Consider the following 18,006-nt stretch of genomic DNA (forward strand, 5'->3'; position numbering starts at 1 on the left):
GTGCTGGCCAAGGGACATTGCTGTCTAACTCAGGTAGCAGTTCTGCCTTTGGTGCGACCGCCCTCGTAAGACAGAGAGCGATTGACAGGCGAGAGGGCGCCTCGAAGCTGACGTAGTAACCGGCCACTATCCGCGTCGCGATATCGATTGCAAGGGTCACCCAAGGTCGGCCAATGGGTTTGCGCTCGAAACTGTCGACAAGGATAATGTCCGCGGGCGTATGGTCGATCTGCATGACATCGAGCGGAAGGTCAGCCCGATTCGTGCCCGGCACGGGTCCAAACTTTTGACGTGCCGCCTTTGCGCCCTCTCGCGCCTTCATGACCTCGCGCTCATCCATCGCATCAAGCCGTCGCTGAATGGTTCGCCGTGTCGGCGCTTGCCAACTACGTTCACCACAGGCAATGCGGATCTCCAACACAACCCGCGACAAGCTCGGACGCTCCCGCCTCAGGAAATAGCGGCGAAGATGCTCTTCGATAAGCTCTTCGACCGCGCTGGATATCACTGTGGTGCCGGCGCGGCGGCCGCGCTTCTGCGGCACCAACGCACTGGTCCGCCCGCCTTCCTCGGCAAGGCGCCGTATCCAACGCCAGACCGTCGCCCTACTGACACCGAGCTCCCAAACCGCATCGCGAATGCCGGCTTCCAGACTTCCTGTGCTCGCAAGATATGCCTGAACAAGCGGACGCAGGACGGCAGCCCTCCGCAACGCTTCGACGCCAGCCGTCTCTGTCAGGTCCTGTTCCATCTCCATCGCAGCCAGCTGCACGCCCCTGTAAGCTCTGTCTCACTTTTAAGGGGGAAAATTTCCCTTTTAAAGGCAAAATCTCACATTTAGCGGCAAAGGACCACCATTGATTTTGTTGAGTTCTTCATCTCGCCTTTAGGGGCAAAGCGACAGCTGGCCTTCAACGCCATGCAGGCGCGCCTGCGCGGGATGATCGATGACCGCACGAAGATGCTGGCTGCCATCTCCCATGATTTCCGCACACCGTTGACGCTCCTGAGGCTACGGGTGGAGAACGTCGACGACCCGGTTGAACGCGAGAAGATGCTGTCGACCATAGCGGACCTGGACGCCATGGTCGCGGCAACGCTCGAATTCGCAAGCGGGGGCGCGAAACAGGCACCACGTCGACCGACAGATCTCACCGCCCTGGTTGCCAGTATCACGGACGATCTTGCCGACGGCGGCCTCCCGGTGAGCATGGAGGCGGCTCGACCCGTCATCCACGAATGTGATCCGGCGACGCTCAAACGGGCACTGACCAACCTGATCGACAATGCGGTGAAATACGGTGGCAGCGCGACGGTTGCCATCCGCGAGACGTTGCAGGCGATCGAGATCACGATCGATGACACGGGTCCTGGAATCCCCGAGGAGGAACTCACGCACGTCTTCGAGCCGCTCTACCGCCTGGAAAGCTCACGCAGCCGGGAAACCGGGGGAATGGGACTGGGGCTCGCGATCGCCCTGTCGATCATTCGTGCTCATGGGGGCCGGCTCACCCTGTCGAACCGGCCGCAAGGCGGGCTCCGCGCACTGATAGCTTTACCCAAGATGCAAACTGGCTCGGCTCACAAAGGGCCATGAGCGCTGTTTGTATGAGGATGGCCGCGGTGAACGCGTAGCGTCGAGCCAAGATATCCGCGATCAGGCTCACCGACGGTTGGGCCATGCCCGCCACGGCAATGACTGGCTGGCGACAGCAGGGTGACGAAGACTGTATTGTCCATCACGGCCTTGGACAGGCGGCGTGCCTGCAGGATGGGTCGGTTCTCCGATTCCGAGCGCTTATGATGCTAAGGGAACCATCAATCCCAACACCCCGCGTCGACCTCGCAGCGGAGCTCGTGCCACTTCACGCCAGAGTCCCTCCTCGCCTGCGGCACGGACGATTGCATCAGAGGCAAGGATTGGAATGCCGTGTTCCTTAGTGGCCTCCTGCAGGCGTGCTGCCACATTGACCGGATCACCCATGACGGTGAACTCAAGGCGCCGGGCGTCGCCGACCACGCCACAAAAGACTTCGCCGACATGCACCCCAATCCCGACCGTCACAGGCGGATCGAATTGTCGCTTCGCATTCCAACGGGCAACGAGGGCATCGAGTGTTCGGGCACACGCCAACCTCGGGCTGCGTCATCGGGTGATGGGTAAGGTAGGCCAAAGACAATCAGCGCCCCGTCGCCAATGAACTTGTCGACGACACCGTCATGGCGGTCGGCGGCGTCCATGACGCGTCGGCGAAAGGCGCTCATGAAGATGGCGAAGCGGGCCGAATCCAGATGCTCAGCCATGGCAGTCGAGCCCCGCACATCCACAAAGAGGAGCGCGACCGTCTGACGCCGCCCGGTCCGCAACTCCGAGAACGCCGGGTCAGTGAGGACCGGGGCGAGTTCCTGTGGCAGGAACCGCGTGAGATCGAGGCGCACCGTCGTTTCCCGGACCGCTTCCTGGAGCAACCGGCGTCCGCGGCTCGCCACGACAATCAGAACGACAGCTGCGATTGCGATCATGACCAACCGGACGGCGTTGGGTGGAAGGCCGAACCCCATTGAGAATTGCGCCAGGAATGCTGCACGTCGCTCGACAGGGATAATGCCGGCCAGCAGCATGAGCGCGGTCAGTCCGACGACATACAGGATCGCGACATAGATCTGCAGTGCCGGCCGGTAACGAAGCGCGGTGGCGGCTAAGGCGATGGGAACAATCCAAACACCCGGGAAGAGCGAGAAGAAGTTTCCCGGGATCCCGAATGCAAACAGGCTGAAGCTGAGATTTCCCAGGATCAAAACGGCATCGGCCGTTGCCGTCATGTAGGACAAACGCTGGACCGGATACCCGCGACGAAGACCCACCAGGCTAAGGACGCCGACCAGGGCCAAGCCGATCACGGTGATCCGCGCCGCGTCGATCTCGCGGAGGGTGTCAATCGCCCCCTGAGGGACATGGAGGGCAACCAGCTCCAATGCCACGAGCAGTCCCGCACCAATCGCAACACGCAGGATGCCGGTCTGCCGCTCCGCTGCGACCTCCGCCTGGTGGAGCAGGCGTTGCGCCGGGCTATCGTCTTCCCGCGACCCTTCGTTGAGCCGCCGATGCGGTGCCTTCAAGAGACCACTCCCACGAGTTGATCCGCGATTGGCACCTACACCGGCGACCCCCCTTTGCCCAGTAGGGTCATCAATCAGAGGGTGATGTGCCGCTCGACATCATTCGTGATGCTCCGTCACAGCCTCGTTGCACGCAGGCGCAGCGCATTTGCAATGACACTGACAGAGGACAGGGCCATGGCGGCAGCCGCGATCACCGGCGATAACAGGATGCCGAACACCGGGTAGAGCACGCCGGCGGCGACCGGCACTCCCAACGCGTTGTAGATGAACGCGAAGAACAGGTTCTGGCGGATGTTGCCCATCACGGCCTGCGACAGCCGCCGCGCCCGCACGATCCCGGTCAGGTCGCCCTTGAGCAGGGTCACGCCGGCGCTTTCGATGGCAACGTCCGTGCCCGAGCCCATGGCGATGCCGACGTCCGCCGCAGCCAGCGCTGGAGCATCGTTGACCCCATCCCCGGCCATGGCCACAACCCGGCCCTCGCGCTTGAACTTCTCCACCACGGCGCTCTTCTGCTCCGGCAGGACCTCCGCCTCGACCTCGGGGATCCCGAGCCGTCGGGCCACCGCCTCGGCGGTCGTGCGGTTGTCGCCCGTGAGCATCACGACCCTGATGCCTTCCTTCCTTAGGGCCGCCAGGGCCTCCGGCGTCGAGGCCTTCACCGGGTCGGCGATGGCCAGGATGCCGGCGGGCCGGCCATGAACCCCGGCAAAGATCGCCGTCGCACCGTCACGCCTGAGATCGTCGGCGACCTTGGCGAGCGGCGAGACATCGATCCCGTGCTCTGTCAGGAACTTGGCGTTTCCGAGCACGACATGGCGGCCTTCAACTGTGCCAAGTGCGCCCTTGCCGGTCGGGGAGTCAAACTCGCTCACTGGAGCGGTGGCCACGTTCCTGGCGTCCGCCGCTGCTACGATCGCGACAGCGAGCGGGTGCTCGCTGGCCCGCTCGACGCTGGCGGCCAGGCGCAGGACCTCGGTCTCACTGAAGCCTTCCGCCGGGACGATAGCCGTCACGGCGGGCTTGCCCTCGGTGAGCGTGCCGGTCTTGTCGACCACGAGCGTGTCGACCTTCTCCATGTGTTCAAGGGCCTCGGCGTTCTTGATCAGCACGCCAGCCTGCGCGCCACGGCCAACCCCGACCATGATCGACATCGGCGTCGCTAGGCCAAGCGCACAGGGGCAGGCGATGATGAGCACCGAGACGGCGGCCACCAGCCCGAACGCAAGGCGGGGATCGGGCCCCCAGATCGCCCAGGCGGCGAAGGCGAGAACCGCGACCACGATCACCGCCGGCACGAAGTAGCCAGAGACCTGGTCAGCCAGGCGCTGGATCGGGGCCCGGCTGCGCTGGGCCTCGGCGACGAGCTGGACGATTTGGGCCAGCATCGTATCGCGGCCGACCTTGCGCGCCTCGATGACCAGGCCACCGGACTGGTTCATGGTTCCGCCGATGACCGTGTCGCCGACCGATTTGGTGACAGGCATGGATTCGCCCGTGACCATCGACTCGTCGACGGCGCTGCGCCCGTCGAGGACCGCACCGTCGACCGGAACCTTCTCGCCCGGACGGACCCGCAGGCGATCGCCGACATGGACGGCGTCGAGTTGGACCTCCTCCTCCGTGCCGTCGCCCCGGATCACGCGGGCTGTCTTGGGTGCCAGATCGAGGAGTGCCCGGATCGCGCCGCCTGTGCTCTCGCGGGCCCGGAGCCCCAGCACCTGCCCCAACAGGACGAGGACCGTGATCACCGCCGCAGCCTCGAAGTACACGGCGACCGAGCCATCATGGCCGCGGAAGGCGGCTGGGAAGATGTCCGGCATCAGCGTTGCGATCACGCTGTAGACCCACGCCACCCCGGTGCCCATGGCGATCAGGGTGAACATGTTGAGGCTGCGGTTCACGAGCGACTGCCAGCCCCGCACGAAGAAGGGCCATCCGGCCCAGAGCACGACCGGCGTGGCGAAGGCGAGCTGGATCCAGTTGGATGTGCCGCGTGGAATGAGGTGGTCGAGGCCCGTGAGGTGGGCCCCCATCTCCAGTGCGAACACCGGCACGGTCAGGACCAGTCCGATCCAGAAGCGGCGGGTCATGTCGATGAGTTCGGCGTTCGGGGTCGCCTCGGCGCTGACGAGAACCGGTTCGAGCGCCATGCCGCAGATCGGGCACGAGCCGGGGCCGACCTGGCGGATCTCGGGGTGCATGGGGCAGGTGTAGATCGTGCCCTCGGGAACGGGTTCGGCCTTCCGGACTGCCGCCGGTTCAACGTACTTTGCGGGATCGGCAGTGAACTTGGCCTGGCAGCCGGAGGAGCAGAAGTAATACGGCGTGCCCTCGTACTGGGCCCGGTGTTGGGTCGTGTGCGGGTCGACCATCATCCCGCAGACGGGATCCTTCACCTTGTGATCGCCGGTCGCCTCCTGACCCTGATGGCCGTGGTGGTGATGGCCCGATGCGGAAGGCGCACCGTGCCCATGATCGTGATCCTGGTGTCCATGATGCGAAGCATGGTGATCGTGGTGCTTGTCGTCGGCCATCGCTTGTCTCCCTGAGACGGCGGTTTCGATGTTCGACACGATGTCTAGACCCTCCCATCATGGGAAGGTCAAGTGCAGGCGGATTCAACGCGCCCGCCGGCCTCGCTGACCGGCGGACGCCCCACTGATGGCAGGGTCAGAAGTGTTGCTGCGTCAGTTGGCGCCTTCCTTCTTGGCGTTCTTCTTCAGCCAGTCCTTCATTTCGGCGATCTCCTGCTCCTGCGCCTTGATCACCGTCTCCGCCATCTTCTTGGCCTCGGCATTGTCGCCGGTCTTGAGGACGACGCGGGCCATGTCGATGGCGCCCTGGTGGTGAGGGATCATCCCGCAGACGAAGGCGACGTCGGGGTCCTTGATCATGTGGGCGGCCACCATGGGACCGTGCATCTTCATCATGGTTTCCATATAGCCTTTCTGCGCCTCGTTCATGTTGGCCATCATGCCCTGCTGCATGCCGGACATATCCATGCCCTGCATGTTCTGCATCTGCCCGCCGGCCTGGACCGCGGTCCGGCACTCCTCCGGCAGGCCCTCGGCCGACATGGCCATCTGGCCGCCCGATGGATGCTGCATTTGGTTCTGCTGGGCCTGAGGTTGTTGGGCCATGACGCCCCAAGCCGCGACAGAGGCAATCAGGGTCGAAAGAGCAATCGTTCGGATAGTCATCGCATTTCCTTTCAGTTGTGGGTGAGGGTCAGGCCGCCATCTTGCGGCAGCTCTCGGCGCAGCGGCGGCATTCGTCGACGCACTCCTGCATGTCGCCGACCTGCTCGCAGGACTTGGCGCACTCCTCACAGATCTCGGCGCACTCACGGCAGGTGTGCTTGTGGTGGGGCGTGCCGATCAGCATGAAGTGGGCCGAGGTCCGGCAGATTTCGGCGCAGGCCATCATGAGACGGAAATGGCCGGGCTCGACATGCTTGCCGCCCTGCTCCAGGCAATGGGTCATCGCCATGCCAAGGCAGGTCTGGTAGCAGCGCAGGCACTCGTCGATGCAGGACTGCATCTCTTTTGACATCTGGTGCATGCTGGTCTCCTGAATTCCAGGCGCAGTGAAGTCTTCAGCCCATGCAGACGCGGCGCCTGACGCGCCGATGGGCCGGCTTACCTGGCAAGCGGCATGGCCGCTTCTCTCTGGATCAGGTGCGTTTCGGCGGGCGGTCGATGCCAGACAGCATGGCCGGCACGGGCGTCAGGTCCGGCGGGATCGGGACCGCTTCGGACAGTGGCACGCCCTGAGCCAAGTTCGCGGGAACTGGAACGACGGCCATAATGCAGCCGGGATGGCAGCAGAACTGCCCGGCCGCATAGGATTTGGAGGCACCGCTATAGTGGTGATCGGATTGGGCTTGGGATGCGTGCGTGGCCTGCCCCGCGTGGGCGGATGAGCCGTGTTCAGGGACCTTGGCTTGGACAGCCGCATAGAGCGGCGCGCTGGCGAGGCCGATGGCCAACAGCGCGACCGTCAGGCGGCTTAGCACGGAGCGGATCAGGTCATGCACGTCATCGTCCCTAGGGTCATGGTCCCAACGATGGCCCGTGCCATCTGTTCCCGAGCCTGATGAGGCTGCCCGGGAGTGTCTCTCTTGACCTTGCCATCATGGGAAGGTGCAGGGTTCGTGGATCGTCCTCTCGAATCGGAGAACATGCCATGGGCGGATGCAGCCCCCACCAATCTCAGGCGAGCCAAGCCGTGGACCGCCACACCGATGCCCTGACCCTGCGGGTCGATGACATGACCTGCGGCCACTGCGCCGGCACGATCAAGAAAGCCATTGAGGCAGGCCTGCCCGGAACGACCGTGGAAGCCGACCCGGCCTCCAAGCTTGTATCGATCCGCGGCAGCACCGATCTGACCTTGATCAAGGCGCTGGTGACCGAGGCCGGCTACACCCCGACGAACGCCTGAAGGAGATCCCCATGCTCGACCGCCGCCGCTTCCTAACCGTCCTCGGTGCCTCCGGCGCCGCCCTCGCGGCGGGCCGTGCCTTCGCCCAGGCAGGCCTGCCAAAGGTCGTCGTCACCAAGGACCCGAACTGTGGCTGCTGCGGTGGTTGGGTCGATCACCTGAAGGCCGCTGGGTTTCCGGTGGAGGTCGTCACCACGCCCCAGGTCAACCGCGTGAAGGTACGCCTCGGCGTCCCGGACGACCTCGCCTCCTGCCATACGGCGGAGGTCGGCGGCTATGTCATCGAGGGCCATGTGCCGGCGGACGCAATCAAGCGCCTGCTGGCTGAGAAGCCGCAGGCGAAAGGCTTGGCCGTACCGGGCATGCCCGTCGGATCTCCGGGAATGGAGGTCACGGGGGTGGCGAACGATACCTACGATGTGGTCCTCTTCGGATCGTCCGGTCAGAAGACCTTCGCCCGCTATGAGGGTTCACGTCTGCTCTGACCTGAGTCTCTCGCCAGGAGGCCATCAATGTCCCGCGTTTGGATCGTGATCGCCACAGTGCTCGCCGCCTTGAGTAGCGCCCAGGCCCAACATGCTCCTGCTTCGTCCTACTCCGATCTGCAGCACCGTCCGGTAAAGGCCTTGTCCGAAGAGCAGATTGCCGACCTCCGCGCGGGGCGCGGCATGGGGTTGGCGCTGTCGGCGGAGCTCAATGGATATCCGGGCCCAGTGCACGTTCTGGAACTTGGCGAGAAGCTCGGGCTGACCTTGGATCAGCGCACTCGCATGCAGGAACTCCTTGCCGCCATGAAGGCGGAGACGGTGCCGCTCGGCGAGCGCCTGATCGAGCAGGAGACGGCCCTGAACCGGCAGTTCGCCACTAAGTCAGTCACCCCAGCCAGCTTGCAGACTGCCACGGCCGAAATCGGCGCCACTCAGGGCGCTCTTCGCAGAGCTCATCTGCATTATCACCTCTCCACCTTAGAGGTCCTCACGCCCGAGCAGGTCAGCCGGTACAATGAACTTCGCGGCTATGGGATCTCGGGAAGTCATGGGCACGGCCGCACCGGGCACCACTGACCACCGGCGCAGCCATCACGGCAGCCCTCGCCGAGATCGCGGGATCCCGTCCTGAGATGAAGGAGCAAACATGCTTCATTGCCAATCAAAAATGGCCTGTGTGTTCAACGGACTTTCGTACCCATAGGCCGGTGCAGGGCCTGGCGCCTGAGGACGCTGCGGCTGAAGGCCGGGATAACCTGCTCCGGCCGATGACGGTTCAGCATACCGGGCCTTGGGCCGATCCCGCTTGGCCGTCCGTGCGGAGGGTTTCCTCGGCTCGTCTCCCTGGATCACGATCCTCGTGTTCCGCATTCCCTCACTGCGGACCAGAGCAAACAGCTTCGCCGCGTTCGCAGGCGCGAGGCGGACGCAGCCGTGCGAAGCCGGCCGGCCCAGGCTGCGGGTGGCGTTGCTACCATGGATCGCATGGCCCCGGTGCGTGAAGAAGATCGAGTGCGGCATGGGTGAGTTGTCCCACTCCTTGGAGGCATGGTCCTTCACCAGACGGGACGGAGTGAAGGCGCCGACTGGCGTCTCATGCCCCGCCTTGCCCGTCGACACTGACCAGGCGTAGCGCGGCTGGGCATCCACAGAGACCGACATGTGCTGGGTGGTCTTGTCGACGGTGATCAGCACATCTGCTTTCGCCCAACCAGTTCCGAAGGTGAGAGTGCCAAACAAGGACGCTGCAAGCAGACAGACAAGCCGCATAGAGAAAAGTCCTCTCGGTAGGAATACAAGGCGATATCCCTACAGACGCCCGGTCAGGACCACGGTTCCGCAGGTGGGTTCGATCTCACGGAACTGTGTGGACCTGCTTCAAGGCAGAGGACGAGAGGGGATTGTAAGCGTTTATGCCGTCCCAGGGCTGATAGGCTCCATGTCATATCGGCGTCGCTGACTTGGTTGTGGCTGGACGAGGTCCGCCAGCCGAACGTTGGGATCCCTTTGGGGCTGGGTCCGCTTGGCGCGTGGCGGGGATCCTGCCCGGACTACGGAACCTACGGATCAGTTGCCGCGACCAGCGTTGCTGGCTGGAACGTGCGCGGCTTGGGTGGCAGGCTTTTCCATCCCGAAGCCAATCCTGGTGCGGTTGCGCCCCTCTGATTTGGCTGCGTACAGGGCACGATCAGCCCGAGAGAGGATCGAGCTGCGATCATCGTGCGACAGCGCCTCGGTCAGCCCCGCGCTGAAGGCGACCGGCCGGCGGGTTGCACGGTCAGGCAATACGGCGGCCGGGAGACCAGCCCGCACCGCGTCCAGCCGGCGGTCCGCGTCGTTGAGCCGAACATCGGTCAGAAGCAGCAGGAACTCCTCGCCCCCGATCCGGCCGAGATGGCTTCCCGGTGGCACCCTCTCGCGGCAGGCTCGGGCGAAGTGCTGGAGAACCACGTCGCCGGCATCGTGCCCATAGGTGTCGTTGATGCCCTTGAAGTGGTCGATGTCGATGATGGCGGCGCACAACCCGGAGCCGGACTGCCGGCTCGTCGCGAGCGCCTCGTCGAGCAGCTCCATGATGTGGCGGCGGGTCGGCAACCCGGTGAGGAGATCCGTGCGCGCCGCAAGGAGCGCCGCTTCGTGCGCCTGGTGCAGGGACTTCTCGTTGTGCTTCAGGGCCGAGATGTCCGTCCCCGCCGCCATGACCCATCCGTTCGGCAGCACCGTGTGCTCGAACCAGAACCAGCCGCCGTCGAGAAGGTCGGTCACGAAAGATTTCCGGCGGGACGTTCTGCGTCGGGGCAGTGTCCGGCCGATCAGCGCCTCGACGTCACCATCGTCGATCCTCACGCCGAGCCCGGTTGCGGCGCCGTGCCGGAGGATGTCGGGGAAGGTGTAAGGGCCGTCATAGCCGACCAGGAACATGCCCCCTATCAATGCCCCCTATCAATCTGGTGTGGAATTCGTAGGCCTTGGCCGCCAGCGCGACGCGGCTGGCCTCAACCGAATCCGGGCTCAGCACCGGGAAGTCCTTGATTACCACCTGCGGCTTGGGGGCGGCCTTGATGAGAGCCTTCACGTCGGCCACGGCCCGCCTGCTCGGAGGCTTGGTGGCGCCGCTGAAGCGCGAAAGTGCCAAGCTAGGCTTTGAAAGGCTTCATTAACCTTGTTCGTCTCTAGATGGGCATGCTCTGCGAGAGTTGTCGAAGCTTGAGCGCGTTCAAGGGAGTACTCTCCGCAGCTTCGGCGTTGCGTCGCCTGGGACCGCCTGAACAGACGGTCCTGCGCTATTCCCCACCTCTCCTGCCGGGACCTCGATGCCCCTCCCTATTTGGAAATCTCCCGCTCTAACATGGGGGCCTGTTCTTGCGGCCTTCTATCTTATCATGGCGGATCCTGCTGCGGCCCGGCAGAACCACAACCCGGTGCACTCGCTCGCGTTCATGGAGGCCTGGGCCGAGAAGACGTCCCTCGAGGACTCGATGACCTCAGCCCGGTTCAGCATCGTCAATCTTGGCTCGGAGGCGGATGAGCTGATCGAGGCCTCTTCCCCGGATTTCGAAAGGGTTGTGCTCCATGCACCCCGTGGCCTGATCCTCTCCGGACAAGATCCGATTGCAGCGGCAACGGCCCGGATCCCGTCCTACAGTTCGCTTACGGTTGGCTCCTATGGTTTTAAGGTGCTGCTGATCGATCCGGTCCGGCCGCTTCGCTCCGGAAACCGGTTGACCCTGACGCTCCGGTTCCGGAACTCCGGTCACATTACGATTGGTTTGCCGGTTCCCGCCGACGGGCAGCAGGCGCAGCTCACAACGGATTGAGCGCTTTGATTCCTGCGGTGCCGTCTCCATGGTCGGATGGCTCTAATGCTGGTGCCGGCCGTTGGATCAGCTTGATGGACCGCCGAGTGCCTCGCCCTCCCCCGTGACACTGGATGTCTCGTGACAGCCGTGGCTTTGCCGCCGCCGAGATCGCACTTCACAACCGGGATGGACTGTGTCATGCTCTTGCAAATCACTTGCAACTGCAACTGTGCCGGAGGTGACCATGGACACCCGTGCTGCCGATCTCGCCGACAATCTGACAGGCTGGCGGCAGCCGAGGCGGAGCGCGCCCCTCTCGGAGGTCTACCGCACGGTGGCGGTGCCCCGGCTCGGGGGCAACCTTCGCAAGTTCGCTGCGTTCTTCGGCCCGGGCTATCTCGTCTCGGTGGGTTACATGGACCCAGGCAACTGGGCGACCTCCATCGCCGGCGGCTCGAAGTTCGGCTACACGCTCCTCGTCGTTGCGCTGGTCTCAAACATCATGGCCATCGTGCTGCAGTCGCTCTGCGCCCGCCTTGCCATTGCGTCAGGGCGCGACCTAGCCCAGGCTTGCCGCGATGCCTTTCCCAAGCCAGTTGCCGTGCCACTCTGGCTCCTTGCCGAACTGGCCATCGTGGCGACCGATTTGGCGGAGGTGATCGGCACGGCCATCGGCCTCAACCTTCTGTTCGGGATCCCGCTGGAGATCGGCGTCCTGATCACCGCGCTCGACGTGTTCCTGATTCTTTACCTGCAACGGATCGGGTTCCGGTACCTAGAGGCCTTTGTGATTGCCTTGCTCGGCGTGATCGCCGTCTGCTTCGCCGTGCAGATCGCGCTGGCGGACCCGGACTGGGCCGGGGTGATCCGCGGGTTTGCGCCCACAACCCAGATCGTGACGAACCCGGAGATGCTCTATCTCGCGCTTGGCATCCTTGGTGCCACTGTCATGCCCCATAACCTTTACCTGCACTCGGCCATCGTGCAGACCCGGTCCTATGGACACTCCCTGCCTGAGAAGCGGGAGGCCCTGAAGTTCGCCACCATTGACTCGACCGTGGCGCTGATGTTCGCGCTGCTGATCAATGCCTCCATCCTGATCCTCGCCGCGGCGGCATTCCATACGACCGGACGCTCGGAGGTGGCGGAGCTCGGGGAAGCGCACAGCCTTCTCTCGCCGCTGCTGGGCGCCGCCATCGCGCCGACACTGTTTGGTATCGCTCTCCTCTGCTGCGGCCTCAATTCGACAGTCACGGCGACCCTTGCCGGTCAAGCCGTCATGGAGGGCTTCCTCAACATCCGCCTGCCCGCTTGGCTACGCCGGCTCGTCACCCGCATGGTGGCTATCGTTCCGGCCGCCGTCGTGACGATCTGGTACGGCGAGAGCGGGACCGCCCGATTGCTGATCCTCAGCCAGGTCATCCTGAGCCTGCAACTGTCCTTCGCGGTGATCCCGCTCGTCATGTTCACGGCGAGCAAGGCGAAGATGGGGGCCCTCGTCGCGCCGGCCTGGCTCGTGGGCTTCGCGGGCCTCATCGCCGCCGTAATCGTGAGCTTGAACGTCAAGCTCCTGCTGGACTTCGTGATCGGCTAGCCCGGGGTTTTCGGGAGGACGCGTCCATGACGAACAGGATCGAAGCCCAAGTTCGGGCCAAGGGCCTCCGGCTCACGGGCCAGCGCAAGCTCATCGCGCAGGTGATTGCAAGCGCCCACGATCATCCTGATGTTCCCGAACTGCACCGACGCGTTGCCGAGGAAGATGATCGCATCTCCCTCGCGACCGTCTATCGGACCATGAAGCGCTTCGAAGAACTCGGCATTATTGAGCGGCATGAGTTTCTAGACGGGCGGGCGCGGTACGAGCCGGCTGCAAAGCGGCACCACGACCACCTGATTGACGTGGATACGGGCACAGTAATCGAGTTCCGTTCTGAGGAGATCGAGCGGCTCCAAGCTGTAGTCGCGCGGGAACTGGGCTATGACCTCGTTGGCCATCGCCTGGAACTCTATGGGCGAAAGCGGGGCCCTCGAAAGGACTCCTGAGCGGTGGGAAGCAGCCGGCAACGGCTCGCCCACCTTGAACGGGCTTTCAGGCCGCCAAACATCTGACATTTGCCACCGGGCCTCAGCCCAGCGTCGCGAGGGCCGGGAACGTCTCCAGGAGCCAGAACGCCATGTTGGTGATCCAGCCGGTCAGGAAGGCAATGCCCGTCAGGACGAGGAGCACGCCCATGGCCTTCTCGATCAGCACGAAGCGCGAGCGCATGCGCTTGAGGAGCGCCACGAAGGGCTTCATGGCGAAAGCCGCGAGCAGGAAGGGAATGCCCAAGCCTGCTGAGTAGGCGGCCAGCAGCAGAGCCCCCTGCGCAACGCTCTGCTCGGACCCCGCCACCGTGAGGATCGCCGCCAGCACGGGGCCGATGCAGGGCGTCCAGCCGAAGGCGAAGGCGAGGCCCATCACATAGGCTCCCCAGAGCCCCACGGGCTTCGGCACGCTGAACCGCGCCTCGCGGTAGAACAGCCCGATCCGGAACACGCCGAGAAAGTGCAAACCCATGACGATGATGGCGATGCCCGCGACTGTGCTCAGCACGTCGAGATATTGCCGGATCGCCTGTCCGAGCGCGGACGCGGTGGCGCCCAGGAGCACGAACACCGTCGAGAAGCCTGCCACGAACAGAAGTGCGGCCAAGAGGGCCCGCCAGCGAACCGCGCTGTCGCCCGCGTTCAGCCGGTCGAAGGTAGTGCCGGCCAGAAACGACAGATAGGGCGGCACCAGCGGCAGGACGCAGGGACTCAGGAAGCTGATGAGGCCGCCGAGCATGGCGGCCGGAAGGGAGACGCTGAGCATTGAGCTTTCAACATATTGCGGAGGCCGCCGCACCAGACCTCGGCGGCGGCCCATTGGGCTTTTACAAGGCGATGAGCATGCGGCGGGTTATGACCCCTTCCGCGCCTGCTCGACCTCGCGTTGAACCAAGTCGCGGAGCTGCTGCGGCCCGAAATTGGTCAGCGGCTTGCCGTTGACGAAGAAGGTCGGCGTCTGCTGCACGTTATTGGCGTTCACGTCGGCGATGTCCTGCTCCAGGACGCGGGTGATCTCGGGCGAGGAAGCCTCGGCCTGGGCGCGTTGCACCTGGAGACCGGCGATCTTGGCGAAGCCCCAGGCCTTGTCCAGATCAGGGGCGCCATGAGCCGCCCAGATTGGCTGCTGCTCCATCAAGACTTCGAGCACCGGCTCGAACCGTCCCTGCGCGCGGGCCGTCTCCAGGATCCGGACCGCAGTGTCGGCGCCCTCATGGAAGGGTGTGTATCTCAGGACCAAGCGCACGTCCTTTGGGTGGTCCGCAAGGATTCTCTTGACGATGGGATAGAAGGCCCGGCAGGCCTCGCACATCGGATCGAAGAACTCGACGATGGTGACCGGGGCCTCCGGTGGGCCGATGACCGGCGAGTGCGGCCGCACGAGGGTGCTGGCATTGGCGACTGCGGCAGGCACGGCCTCCTTGCCCTGGCGGTCGTAGAGGAAGATGCCGCCGACGAAGGCCGCAATCGCAATGAGGGTGGTCAGGACGACAAGGTTACGCTTAGACATCGGAGAGCTTTCTGCGGGTGGGGACGAGAAGGACGGCGACGGCGGTGAAGGCCGCGAGCGACAGGAACGGCAGCGGCAGCCCGAGAATGGTCATGTCGGCGCTGGAGCAGGACGGACCCGACGCGGCGCACGGCTTGATCGCCTCGGGGAGGATTCCGGCGTAGAGCAGCGAGTGGAAGGCCGCGATGAGGCCGCCGAGCACGGCGATAGGCAGGGCGTAACGCCAGACGCCGGTGTCCTCACGGAAGGTCGCCACAGCCAGGATGACGGCGAGCGGGAACATGAAGGCGCGCTGGTACCAGCACAGATTGCATGGCGCCTGCCCCATCACCTCCCCGATGAACAGGGCCCCGGCGGTCGCGGTGAGCGCGACGATCCAGGCGGCGAACAGCCGTCCCCACGCAAGGTGGCCGGGAAGGGTCTCCCGATGCGATGGGGCCGATGACGCCTTCGCGGAAGGGGTATGCCCGAGCATGCGATGTGACCCGGTCATGCCTTGTCCTCCCGGATCGCCCGTTTGAGTTTCGCGAGTGCCGACTCCGCCTCCTCGTGGTAGTCGATCAGGGTGACGAGCTCGCCCTTGGCATCGGTCACGATCACCGACGAGGTGTGATCCATCGTGTAGCCGCCGCCTTCGGTTGGCACCTTGTGGTAGGCGATGCGGAAGGCCTTGGCGGCCACTGCCATCTCCTCCGGCGTGCCGGTGAGCGCGACAATCCGGGGATCGAAGCTTTCCAGGTACGTCCTGAGCAACTCCGGGGTGTCCCGCTCCGGATCGACCGTCACGAACACGACGTTGAGGCGGTCGGCGTCGGGCCCGAGCTCCTTGAGATGCTGGCTCATCTCGAACAGCGTCGTCGGGCACACCTCAGGGCAGTGAGTGAAGCCGAAGAAATAGGCCGTCGGCTTGCCCTTGAAGGGGTCTTGCGTGACGCGCTCGCCGCGATGGTTCCCGAGAGAGACCGGGCCGCCGATAGCCGGCGTGCCCGTGCTCGTCCCCGTCGCGGGCGGGCTCTGGCCGAGCCACTCCGTCCTGAACCAACCAACCGCAACGCCAGTCACGACGAAGATCGCCACGGCCACCAAGGCCCAAGCGGTCCAGCGAATGATCCTCAGAGCCGACATCCCGTTACCTCAATGGTTCTGGTGGGCGTTGGCCGCGGCCGGGGCCGCCTGGGCGCCGATCCCGCCGACATGGTATTTGATCTTGAGCACGCCGGCCTTCTCGAACACGAGCATGCCGTCCACCGTCTCGCCTGGCTTCAGCCCCTGCCGCAGGTTGACGAACATGGCATGCATGGCGCCCGGCTTCAGCTCCACCGTCTGGCCTGGGGCGATCTCCAGCCCTCCAGTGACCGGCTCCATACGGGCGATGCCATCGGCCACCGTGGAACGGTGCACCTCGAAGCGTTCGGCGACGACGGTGGAGCCGCCGACCAGGCGGTCTGGCTCAGAACCTGTGTTCGTTATCCGCATGTAGCCGCCGCCCACCTTGGCGCCGCCGGGCGTGGCGCGGGACCAGGGCGCCTCCACCACGATGGGGCCGGCGCGGTAGGTTTCAGGGGCCTGTGCCTTTGCATCCGGCATGTCGCCGACAGCCAGGGTGGATAGCAGGGCAACGAGAAATCGCTTCTTCATTTGGGTGTCTTTCGCCCCTCGATAGGGTGCATCCTCAGATGTGTGATCAGGTGTCGTGACCGTCACGGTCTTGAGCAAAGGAGTGCCCCAAAGGGGCACGGCAGAAAGAGACGGTTTTATTGGACTGTCCGGATGTTGGTGGCGGCCATCAGGCAAGTGGCTAGCCTCAGCGCGCGACGGCCGCACGGCTTCCGGCGCACGAGCCGGAGGCGCCGTTAGGCCTGTGGAGGGCGGGAAGGCGGAGTCTGGGCCAACGTGTGCAGGGTGGCATCGTCCCTGGGAATCAAAGCGTGTGCCGGGCTGAACCAGCGCACCACCGCACCGGCGGTCGAGATGCCCTGGAGGATCTTCGCATGGCATAGAGCCGCGAGCGGGCAGGCCTTGGGGCCATCAGATTTGGATGGCCGTGTCGGCGCGCAGCATGGCACCTCGGTCCTTGCCATGTCATAGGCGGAGGAGGCCCGAGCCACTTCAGTGTCAGCCGTCGCCATGGGCGCGACAAGCCCGCCGGCCACCGCGGGAACGGTGAACGAGGCAAACACGAGCCCGAGGATCGCAAGGATCCCAAGCAGGCGTGTGATGGCGAGCCACGGCTTCATGGCGCGAACCTCTCACAGGCTCCTGGAATTGGGAAGCTCGGCACCATCACGAGGCTGTGATTCCTGGGGGAGGTAAAGCGACGCATTCTCGCCAGGATGTTGGCGCCCCTGCTCCATCTTCGCGAAAGATGGCGTCGGACATGAATGGTGAACCATTCGCCTGCCATGATGTCCGGGCTGGGGATCGACTACCATCGGAGGGGTCATGCGGTCAGCCTTTGCCTTTTTCATCTCCACGGTCGCCCTTGCCTCCCAGGCAACAGCCGAACCGTTCGATACCTTGCCGCTGAAGTACGCGGAATCGGTCAACGCAGCACTGCAACAGGTCGGCACGGACCTTCGCATCCGGCAGATCTCCTGTGTGGCGAGCACCCGCTGCCGCTTCGCCGCGCGTCGGGTCGAAGTCGAGGTCAAAGGTCAGGCGGATCGTCCCGGCACCGAGCGGATCTTGATCGCGGTCACCTTTCGCCAGAGCGACGATGCGGCGGCGGTTGAACTCATGGAGGATACCCTGACCGTGCTCGGGGCGACTATGGTGGCCTATGACCCAAAGATGGCAGCGGACAGCCGAAGCAATCTGCTCCTCGAACTGGGGGACGCGGCGCTCACCATCGGCGAGGCGCATCGGGACAGCGCGGAGGTGCACTACGCCCTCTCCTTCGATGATGTCAGCGGCCGACTGGAGATCATCGCTGCGACATTGCGCGCAGGCCATGGTTGACGAACCCTCGGAACGAACCCGGGTGCGACTTGTTAACCCTTGTTTAACTTTCGCCTTGAGATCGCCCAATCCGCTGTGTCAGGTTTGATGAACAAAA

Annotated in this window: 24 protein-coding genes; 8 read left to right on the plus strand and 16 right to left on the minus strand. The window is 64.5% G+C overall.

All coding sequences use genetic code 11. The features are described 5' to 3' along the window. A partial coding sequence (locus H0S73_RS22300) for a DNA-binding domain-containing protein (RefSeq protein WP_281369208.1) occupies nt 1-751 on the minus strand: 751 nt, incomplete at its 3' end. A 168-nt stretch (nt 752-919) separates the two neighbouring features. Between H0S73_RS22300 and H0S73_RS22305 the strand changes: the two genes are divergently transcribed. Beyond that, entirely contained in the window at nt 920-1,597 is a 678-nt protein-coding gene (locus H0S73_RS22305) for a sensor histidine kinase (RefSeq protein ID WP_181054439.1), read from the plus strand. A gap of 201 nt (nt 1,598-1,798) precedes the next feature. Here the strand turns inward: H0S73_RS22305 and H0S73_RS26390 are convergent, their stop codons facing one another. From H0S73_RS26390 to H0S73_RS22335, 6 genes are all read right to left on the minus strand, one after another. Further along, a complete protein-coding gene (locus H0S73_RS26390; protein ID WP_181054440.1) occupies nt 1,799-2,065 on the minus strand; it encodes an adenylate/guanylate cyclase domain-containing protein in 267 nt (88 codons plus the stop codon). Further along, nucleotides 2,062-3,120 carry an adenylate/guanylate cyclase domain-containing protein gene (locus H0S73_RS22315; protein WP_181054441.1) on the minus strand — a complete coding sequence of 353 codons (1,059 nt, stop codon included), beginning with the start codon at nt 3,118-3,120 and terminating at the stop codon, nt 2,062-2,064. Before H0S73_RS22315 ends, H0S73_RS26390 begins: the two co-directional genes overlap by 4 nt. A 116-nt stretch (nt 3,121-3,236) precedes the next feature. Further along, nucleotides 3,237-5,660 (minus strand): heavy metal translocating P-type ATPase, encoded by a 2,424-nt coding sequence (locus H0S73_RS22320; protein WP_181054442.1) that lies wholly within the window; start codon nt 5,658-5,660, stop codon nt 3,237-3,239. 153 nt (nt 5,661-5,813) lie between these two features. Continuing rightward, nucleotides 5,814-6,326, minus strand: coding sequence for a CopM family metallochaperone (gene copM, locus H0S73_RS22325; protein ID WP_181054443.1), 513 nt, complete (start codon nt 6,324-6,326; stop codon nt 5,814-5,816). A 28-nt stretch (nt 6,327-6,354) separates the two neighbouring features. Next, nucleotides 6,355-6,687 carry a four-helix bundle copper-binding protein gene (locus H0S73_RS22330; RefSeq protein ID WP_181054444.1) on the minus strand — a complete coding sequence of 111 codons (333 nt, stop codon included), beginning with the start codon at nt 6,685-6,687 and terminating at the stop codon, nt 6,355-6,357. A 112-nt stretch (nt 6,688-6,799) separates the two neighbouring features. Further along, nucleotides 6,800-7,162, minus strand: coding sequence for a hypothetical protein (locus H0S73_RS22335; protein WP_181054445.1), 363 nt, complete (start codon nt 7,160-7,162; stop codon nt 6,800-6,802). Between the two features lie 191 nt (nt 7,163-7,353). On the opposite strand from H0S73_RS22335, the gene H0S73_RS22340 reads away from it, so the two are divergent. The 3 genes from H0S73_RS22340 to H0S73_RS22350 are packed head-to-tail and all read left to right on the plus strand — an operon-like array spanning nt 7,354 to nt 8,633. Then, nucleotides 7,354-7,569, plus strand: coding sequence for a heavy-metal-associated domain-containing protein (locus H0S73_RS22340; protein WP_343058466.1), 216 nt, complete (start codon nt 7,354-7,356; stop codon nt 7,567-7,569). 11 nt (nt 7,570-7,580) lie between these two features. Further along, nucleotides 7,581-8,054 (plus strand): DUF411 domain-containing protein, encoded by a 474-nt coding sequence (locus H0S73_RS22345; protein WP_181054447.1) that lies wholly within the window; start codon nt 7,581-7,583, stop codon nt 8,052-8,054. Between the two features lie 27 nt (nt 8,055-8,081). Continuing rightward, complete coding sequence (locus H0S73_RS22350) at nt 8,082-8,633, plus strand: Spy/CpxP family protein refolding chaperone (RefSeq protein ID WP_181054448.1); 552 nt, start codon at nt 8,082-8,084, stop codon at nt 8,631-8,633. Between the two features lie 75 nt (nt 8,634-8,708). Here H0S73_RS22350 and H0S73_RS22355 read toward each other — a convergent pair whose 3' ends face one another. The 3 genes from H0S73_RS22355 to H0S73_RS26395 form a co-directional block, all read right to left on the minus strand. Beyond that, on the minus strand, nt 8,709-9,251 hold the full coding sequence (locus tag H0S73_RS22355; RefSeq protein WP_425488239.1) for a L,D-transpeptidase: 543 nt from the start codon (nt 9,249-9,251) through the stop codon (nt 8,709-8,711). Nucleotides 9,252-9,623: 372 nt separating this feature from the next. Beyond that, nucleotides 9,624-10,478, minus strand: a complete 855-nt coding sequence (locus H0S73_RS22360; RefSeq protein WP_246389352.1) for a GGDEF domain-containing protein — start codon at nt 10,476-10,478, stop codon at nt 9,624-9,626. Beyond that, nucleotides 10,459-10,641 (minus strand): thioredoxin domain-containing protein, encoded by a 183-nt coding sequence (locus H0S73_RS26395; RefSeq protein WP_181054450.1) that lies wholly within the window; start codon nt 10,639-10,641, stop codon nt 10,459-10,461. The genes H0S73_RS22360 and H0S73_RS26395 overlap by 20 nt, the downstream gene beginning before the upstream one ends. A 298-nt stretch (nt 10,642-10,939) precedes the next feature. Here H0S73_RS26395 and H0S73_RS22370 point away from each other — a divergent pair, with 298 nt between their 5' ends. From H0S73_RS22370 to H0S73_RS22380, 3 genes are all read left to right on the plus strand, one after another. Continuing rightward, entirely contained in the window at nt 10,940-11,374 is a 435-nt protein-coding gene (locus tag H0S73_RS22370; protein WP_181054451.1) for a copper chaperone PCu(A)C domain-containing protein, read from the plus strand. 226 nt (nt 11,375-11,600) lie between these two features. Next, nucleotides 11,601-12,950: an Nramp family divalent metal transporter gene (locus H0S73_RS22375; protein ID WP_181054452.1), complete on the plus strand. Its 1,350-nt coding sequence runs from the start codon at nt 11,601-11,603 to the stop codon at nt 12,948-12,950. Between the two features lie 26 nt (nt 12,951-12,976). Next, nucleotides 12,977-13,399 (plus strand): Fur family transcriptional regulator, encoded by a 423-nt coding sequence (locus tag H0S73_RS22380; protein ID WP_181054453.1) that lies wholly within the window; start codon nt 12,977-12,979, stop codon nt 13,397-13,399. A gap of 82 nt (nt 13,400-13,481) precedes the next feature. On the opposite strand, the gene H0S73_RS22385 is transcribed toward H0S73_RS22380, so the two are convergent. The 6 genes from H0S73_RS22385 to H0S73_RS22410 form a co-directional block, all read right to left on the minus strand. After that, on the minus strand, nt 13,482-14,207 hold the full coding sequence (locus tag H0S73_RS22385; protein WP_181054454.1) for a cytochrome c biogenesis CcdA family protein: 726 nt from the start codon (nt 14,205-14,207) through the stop codon (nt 13,482-13,484). 87 nt (nt 14,208-14,294) lie between these two features. Beyond that, nucleotides 14,295-14,951, minus strand: coding sequence for a DsbA family protein (locus tag H0S73_RS22390; RefSeq protein ID WP_181054455.1), 657 nt, complete (start codon nt 14,949-14,951; stop codon nt 14,295-14,297). After that, nucleotides 14,944-15,444, minus strand: a complete 501-nt coding sequence (locus H0S73_RS22395) for a disulfide bond formation protein B (RefSeq protein ID WP_246389353.1) — start codon at nt 15,442-15,444, stop codon at nt 14,944-14,946. Before H0S73_RS22395 ends, H0S73_RS22390 begins: the two co-directional genes overlap by 8 nt. Further along, the gene (locus H0S73_RS22400) at nt 15,441-16,076 is read right to left on the minus strand and encodes an SCO family protein (RefSeq protein WP_181054456.1); all 636 of its coding nucleotides are present in this window, start codon (nt 16,074-16,076) and stop codon (nt 15,441-15,443) included. Before H0S73_RS22400 ends, H0S73_RS22395 begins: the two co-directional genes overlap by 4 nt. A gap of 9 nt (nt 16,077-16,085) precedes the next feature. Beyond that, entirely contained in the window at nt 16,086-16,589 is a 504-nt protein-coding gene (locus tag H0S73_RS22405) for a copper chaperone PCu(A)C (protein ID WP_181054457.1), read from the minus strand. A gap of 215 nt (nt 16,590-16,804) precedes the next feature. Beyond that, nucleotides 16,805-17,188 carry a hypothetical protein gene (locus H0S73_RS22410; RefSeq protein WP_181054458.1) on the minus strand — a complete coding sequence of 128 codons (384 nt, stop codon included), beginning with the start codon at nt 17,186-17,188 and terminating at the stop codon, nt 16,805-16,807. A 205-nt stretch (nt 17,189-17,393) separates the two neighbouring features. Here H0S73_RS22410 and H0S73_RS22415 point away from each other — a divergent pair, with 205 nt between their 5' ends. Continuing rightward, on the plus strand, nt 17,394-17,909 hold the full coding sequence (locus tag H0S73_RS22415) for a hypothetical protein (RefSeq protein ID WP_181054459.1): 516 nt from the start codon (nt 17,394-17,396) through the stop codon (nt 17,907-17,909). The last annotated feature ends 97 nt before the right edge of the window (nt 17,910-18,006 follow it).

Source organism: Microvirga mediterraneensis (assembly GCF_013520865.1).
Classification (GTDB): domain Bacteria; phylum Pseudomonadota; class Alphaproteobacteria; order Rhizobiales; family Beijerinckiaceae; genus Microvirga; species Microvirga mediterraneensis.

Excerpts from the sequence above, each read along its gene's own strand:
- H0S73_RS22305 (WP_181054439.1), top strand. The coding sequence starts at position 920 with ATGCAGGCGCGCCTGCGCGGGATGATCGATGACCGCACGAAGATGCTG.
- H0S73_RS22320 (WP_181054442.1), bottom strand. The coding sequence starts at position 5,660 with ATGGCCGACGACAAGCACCACGATCACCATGCTTCGCATCATGGACAC.
- copM (WP_181054443.1), bottom strand. The coding sequence starts at position 6,326 with ATGACTATCCGAACGATTGCTCTTTCGACCCTGATTGCCTCTGTCGCG.
- H0S73_RS22330 (WP_181054444.1), bottom strand. The coding sequence starts at position 6,687 with ATGCACCAGATGTCAAAAGAGATGCAGTCCTGCATCGACGAGTGCCTG.
- H0S73_RS22345 (WP_181054447.1), top strand. The coding sequence starts at position 7,581 with ATGCTCGACCGCCGCCGCTTCCTAACCGTCCTCGGTGCCTCCGGCGCC.
- H0S73_RS22350 (WP_181054448.1), top strand. The coding sequence starts at position 8,082 with ATGTCCCGCGTTTGGATCGTGATCGCCACAGTGCTCGCCGCCTTGAGT.
- H0S73_RS22360 (WP_246389352.1), bottom strand. The coding sequence starts at position 10,478 with ATGTTCCTGGTCGGCTATGACGGCCCTTACACCTTCCCCGACATCCTC.
- H0S73_RS22370 (WP_181054451.1), top strand. The coding sequence starts at position 10,940 with ATGGCGGATCCTGCTGCGGCCCGGCAGAACCACAACCCGGTGCACTCG.
- H0S73_RS22375 (WP_181054452.1), top strand. The coding sequence starts at position 11,601 with ATGGACACCCGTGCTGCCGATCTCGCCGACAATCTGACAGGCTGGCGG.
- H0S73_RS22380 (WP_181054453.1), top strand. The coding sequence starts at position 12,977 with ATGACGAACAGGATCGAAGCCCAAGTTCGGGCCAAGGGCCTCCGGCTC.
- H0S73_RS22385 (WP_181054454.1), bottom strand. The coding sequence starts at position 14,207 with ATGCTCAGCGTCTCCCTTCCGGCCGCCATGCTCGGCGGCCTCATCAGC.
- H0S73_RS22390 (WP_181054455.1), bottom strand. The coding sequence starts at position 14,951 with ATGTCTAAGCGTAACCTTGTCGTCCTGACCACCCTCATTGCGATTGCG.
- H0S73_RS22395 (WP_246389353.1), bottom strand. The coding sequence starts at position 15,444 with ATGACCGGGTCACATCGCATGCTCGGGCATACCCCTTCCGCGAAGGCG.
- H0S73_RS22400 (WP_181054456.1), bottom strand. The coding sequence starts at position 16,076 with ATGTCGGCTCTGAGGATCATTCGCTGGACCGCTTGGGCCTTGGTGGCC.
- H0S73_RS22405 (WP_181054457.1), bottom strand. The coding sequence starts at position 16,589 with ATGAAGAAGCGATTTCTCGTTGCCCTGCTATCCACCCTGGCTGTCGGC.
- H0S73_RS22410 (WP_181054458.1), bottom strand. The coding sequence starts at position 17,188 with ATGAAGCCGTGGCTCGCCATCACACGCCTGCTTGGGATCCTTGCGATC.
- H0S73_RS22415 (WP_181054459.1), top strand. The coding sequence starts at position 17,394 with ATGCGGTCAGCCTTTGCCTTTTTCATCTCCACGGTCGCCCTTGCCTCC.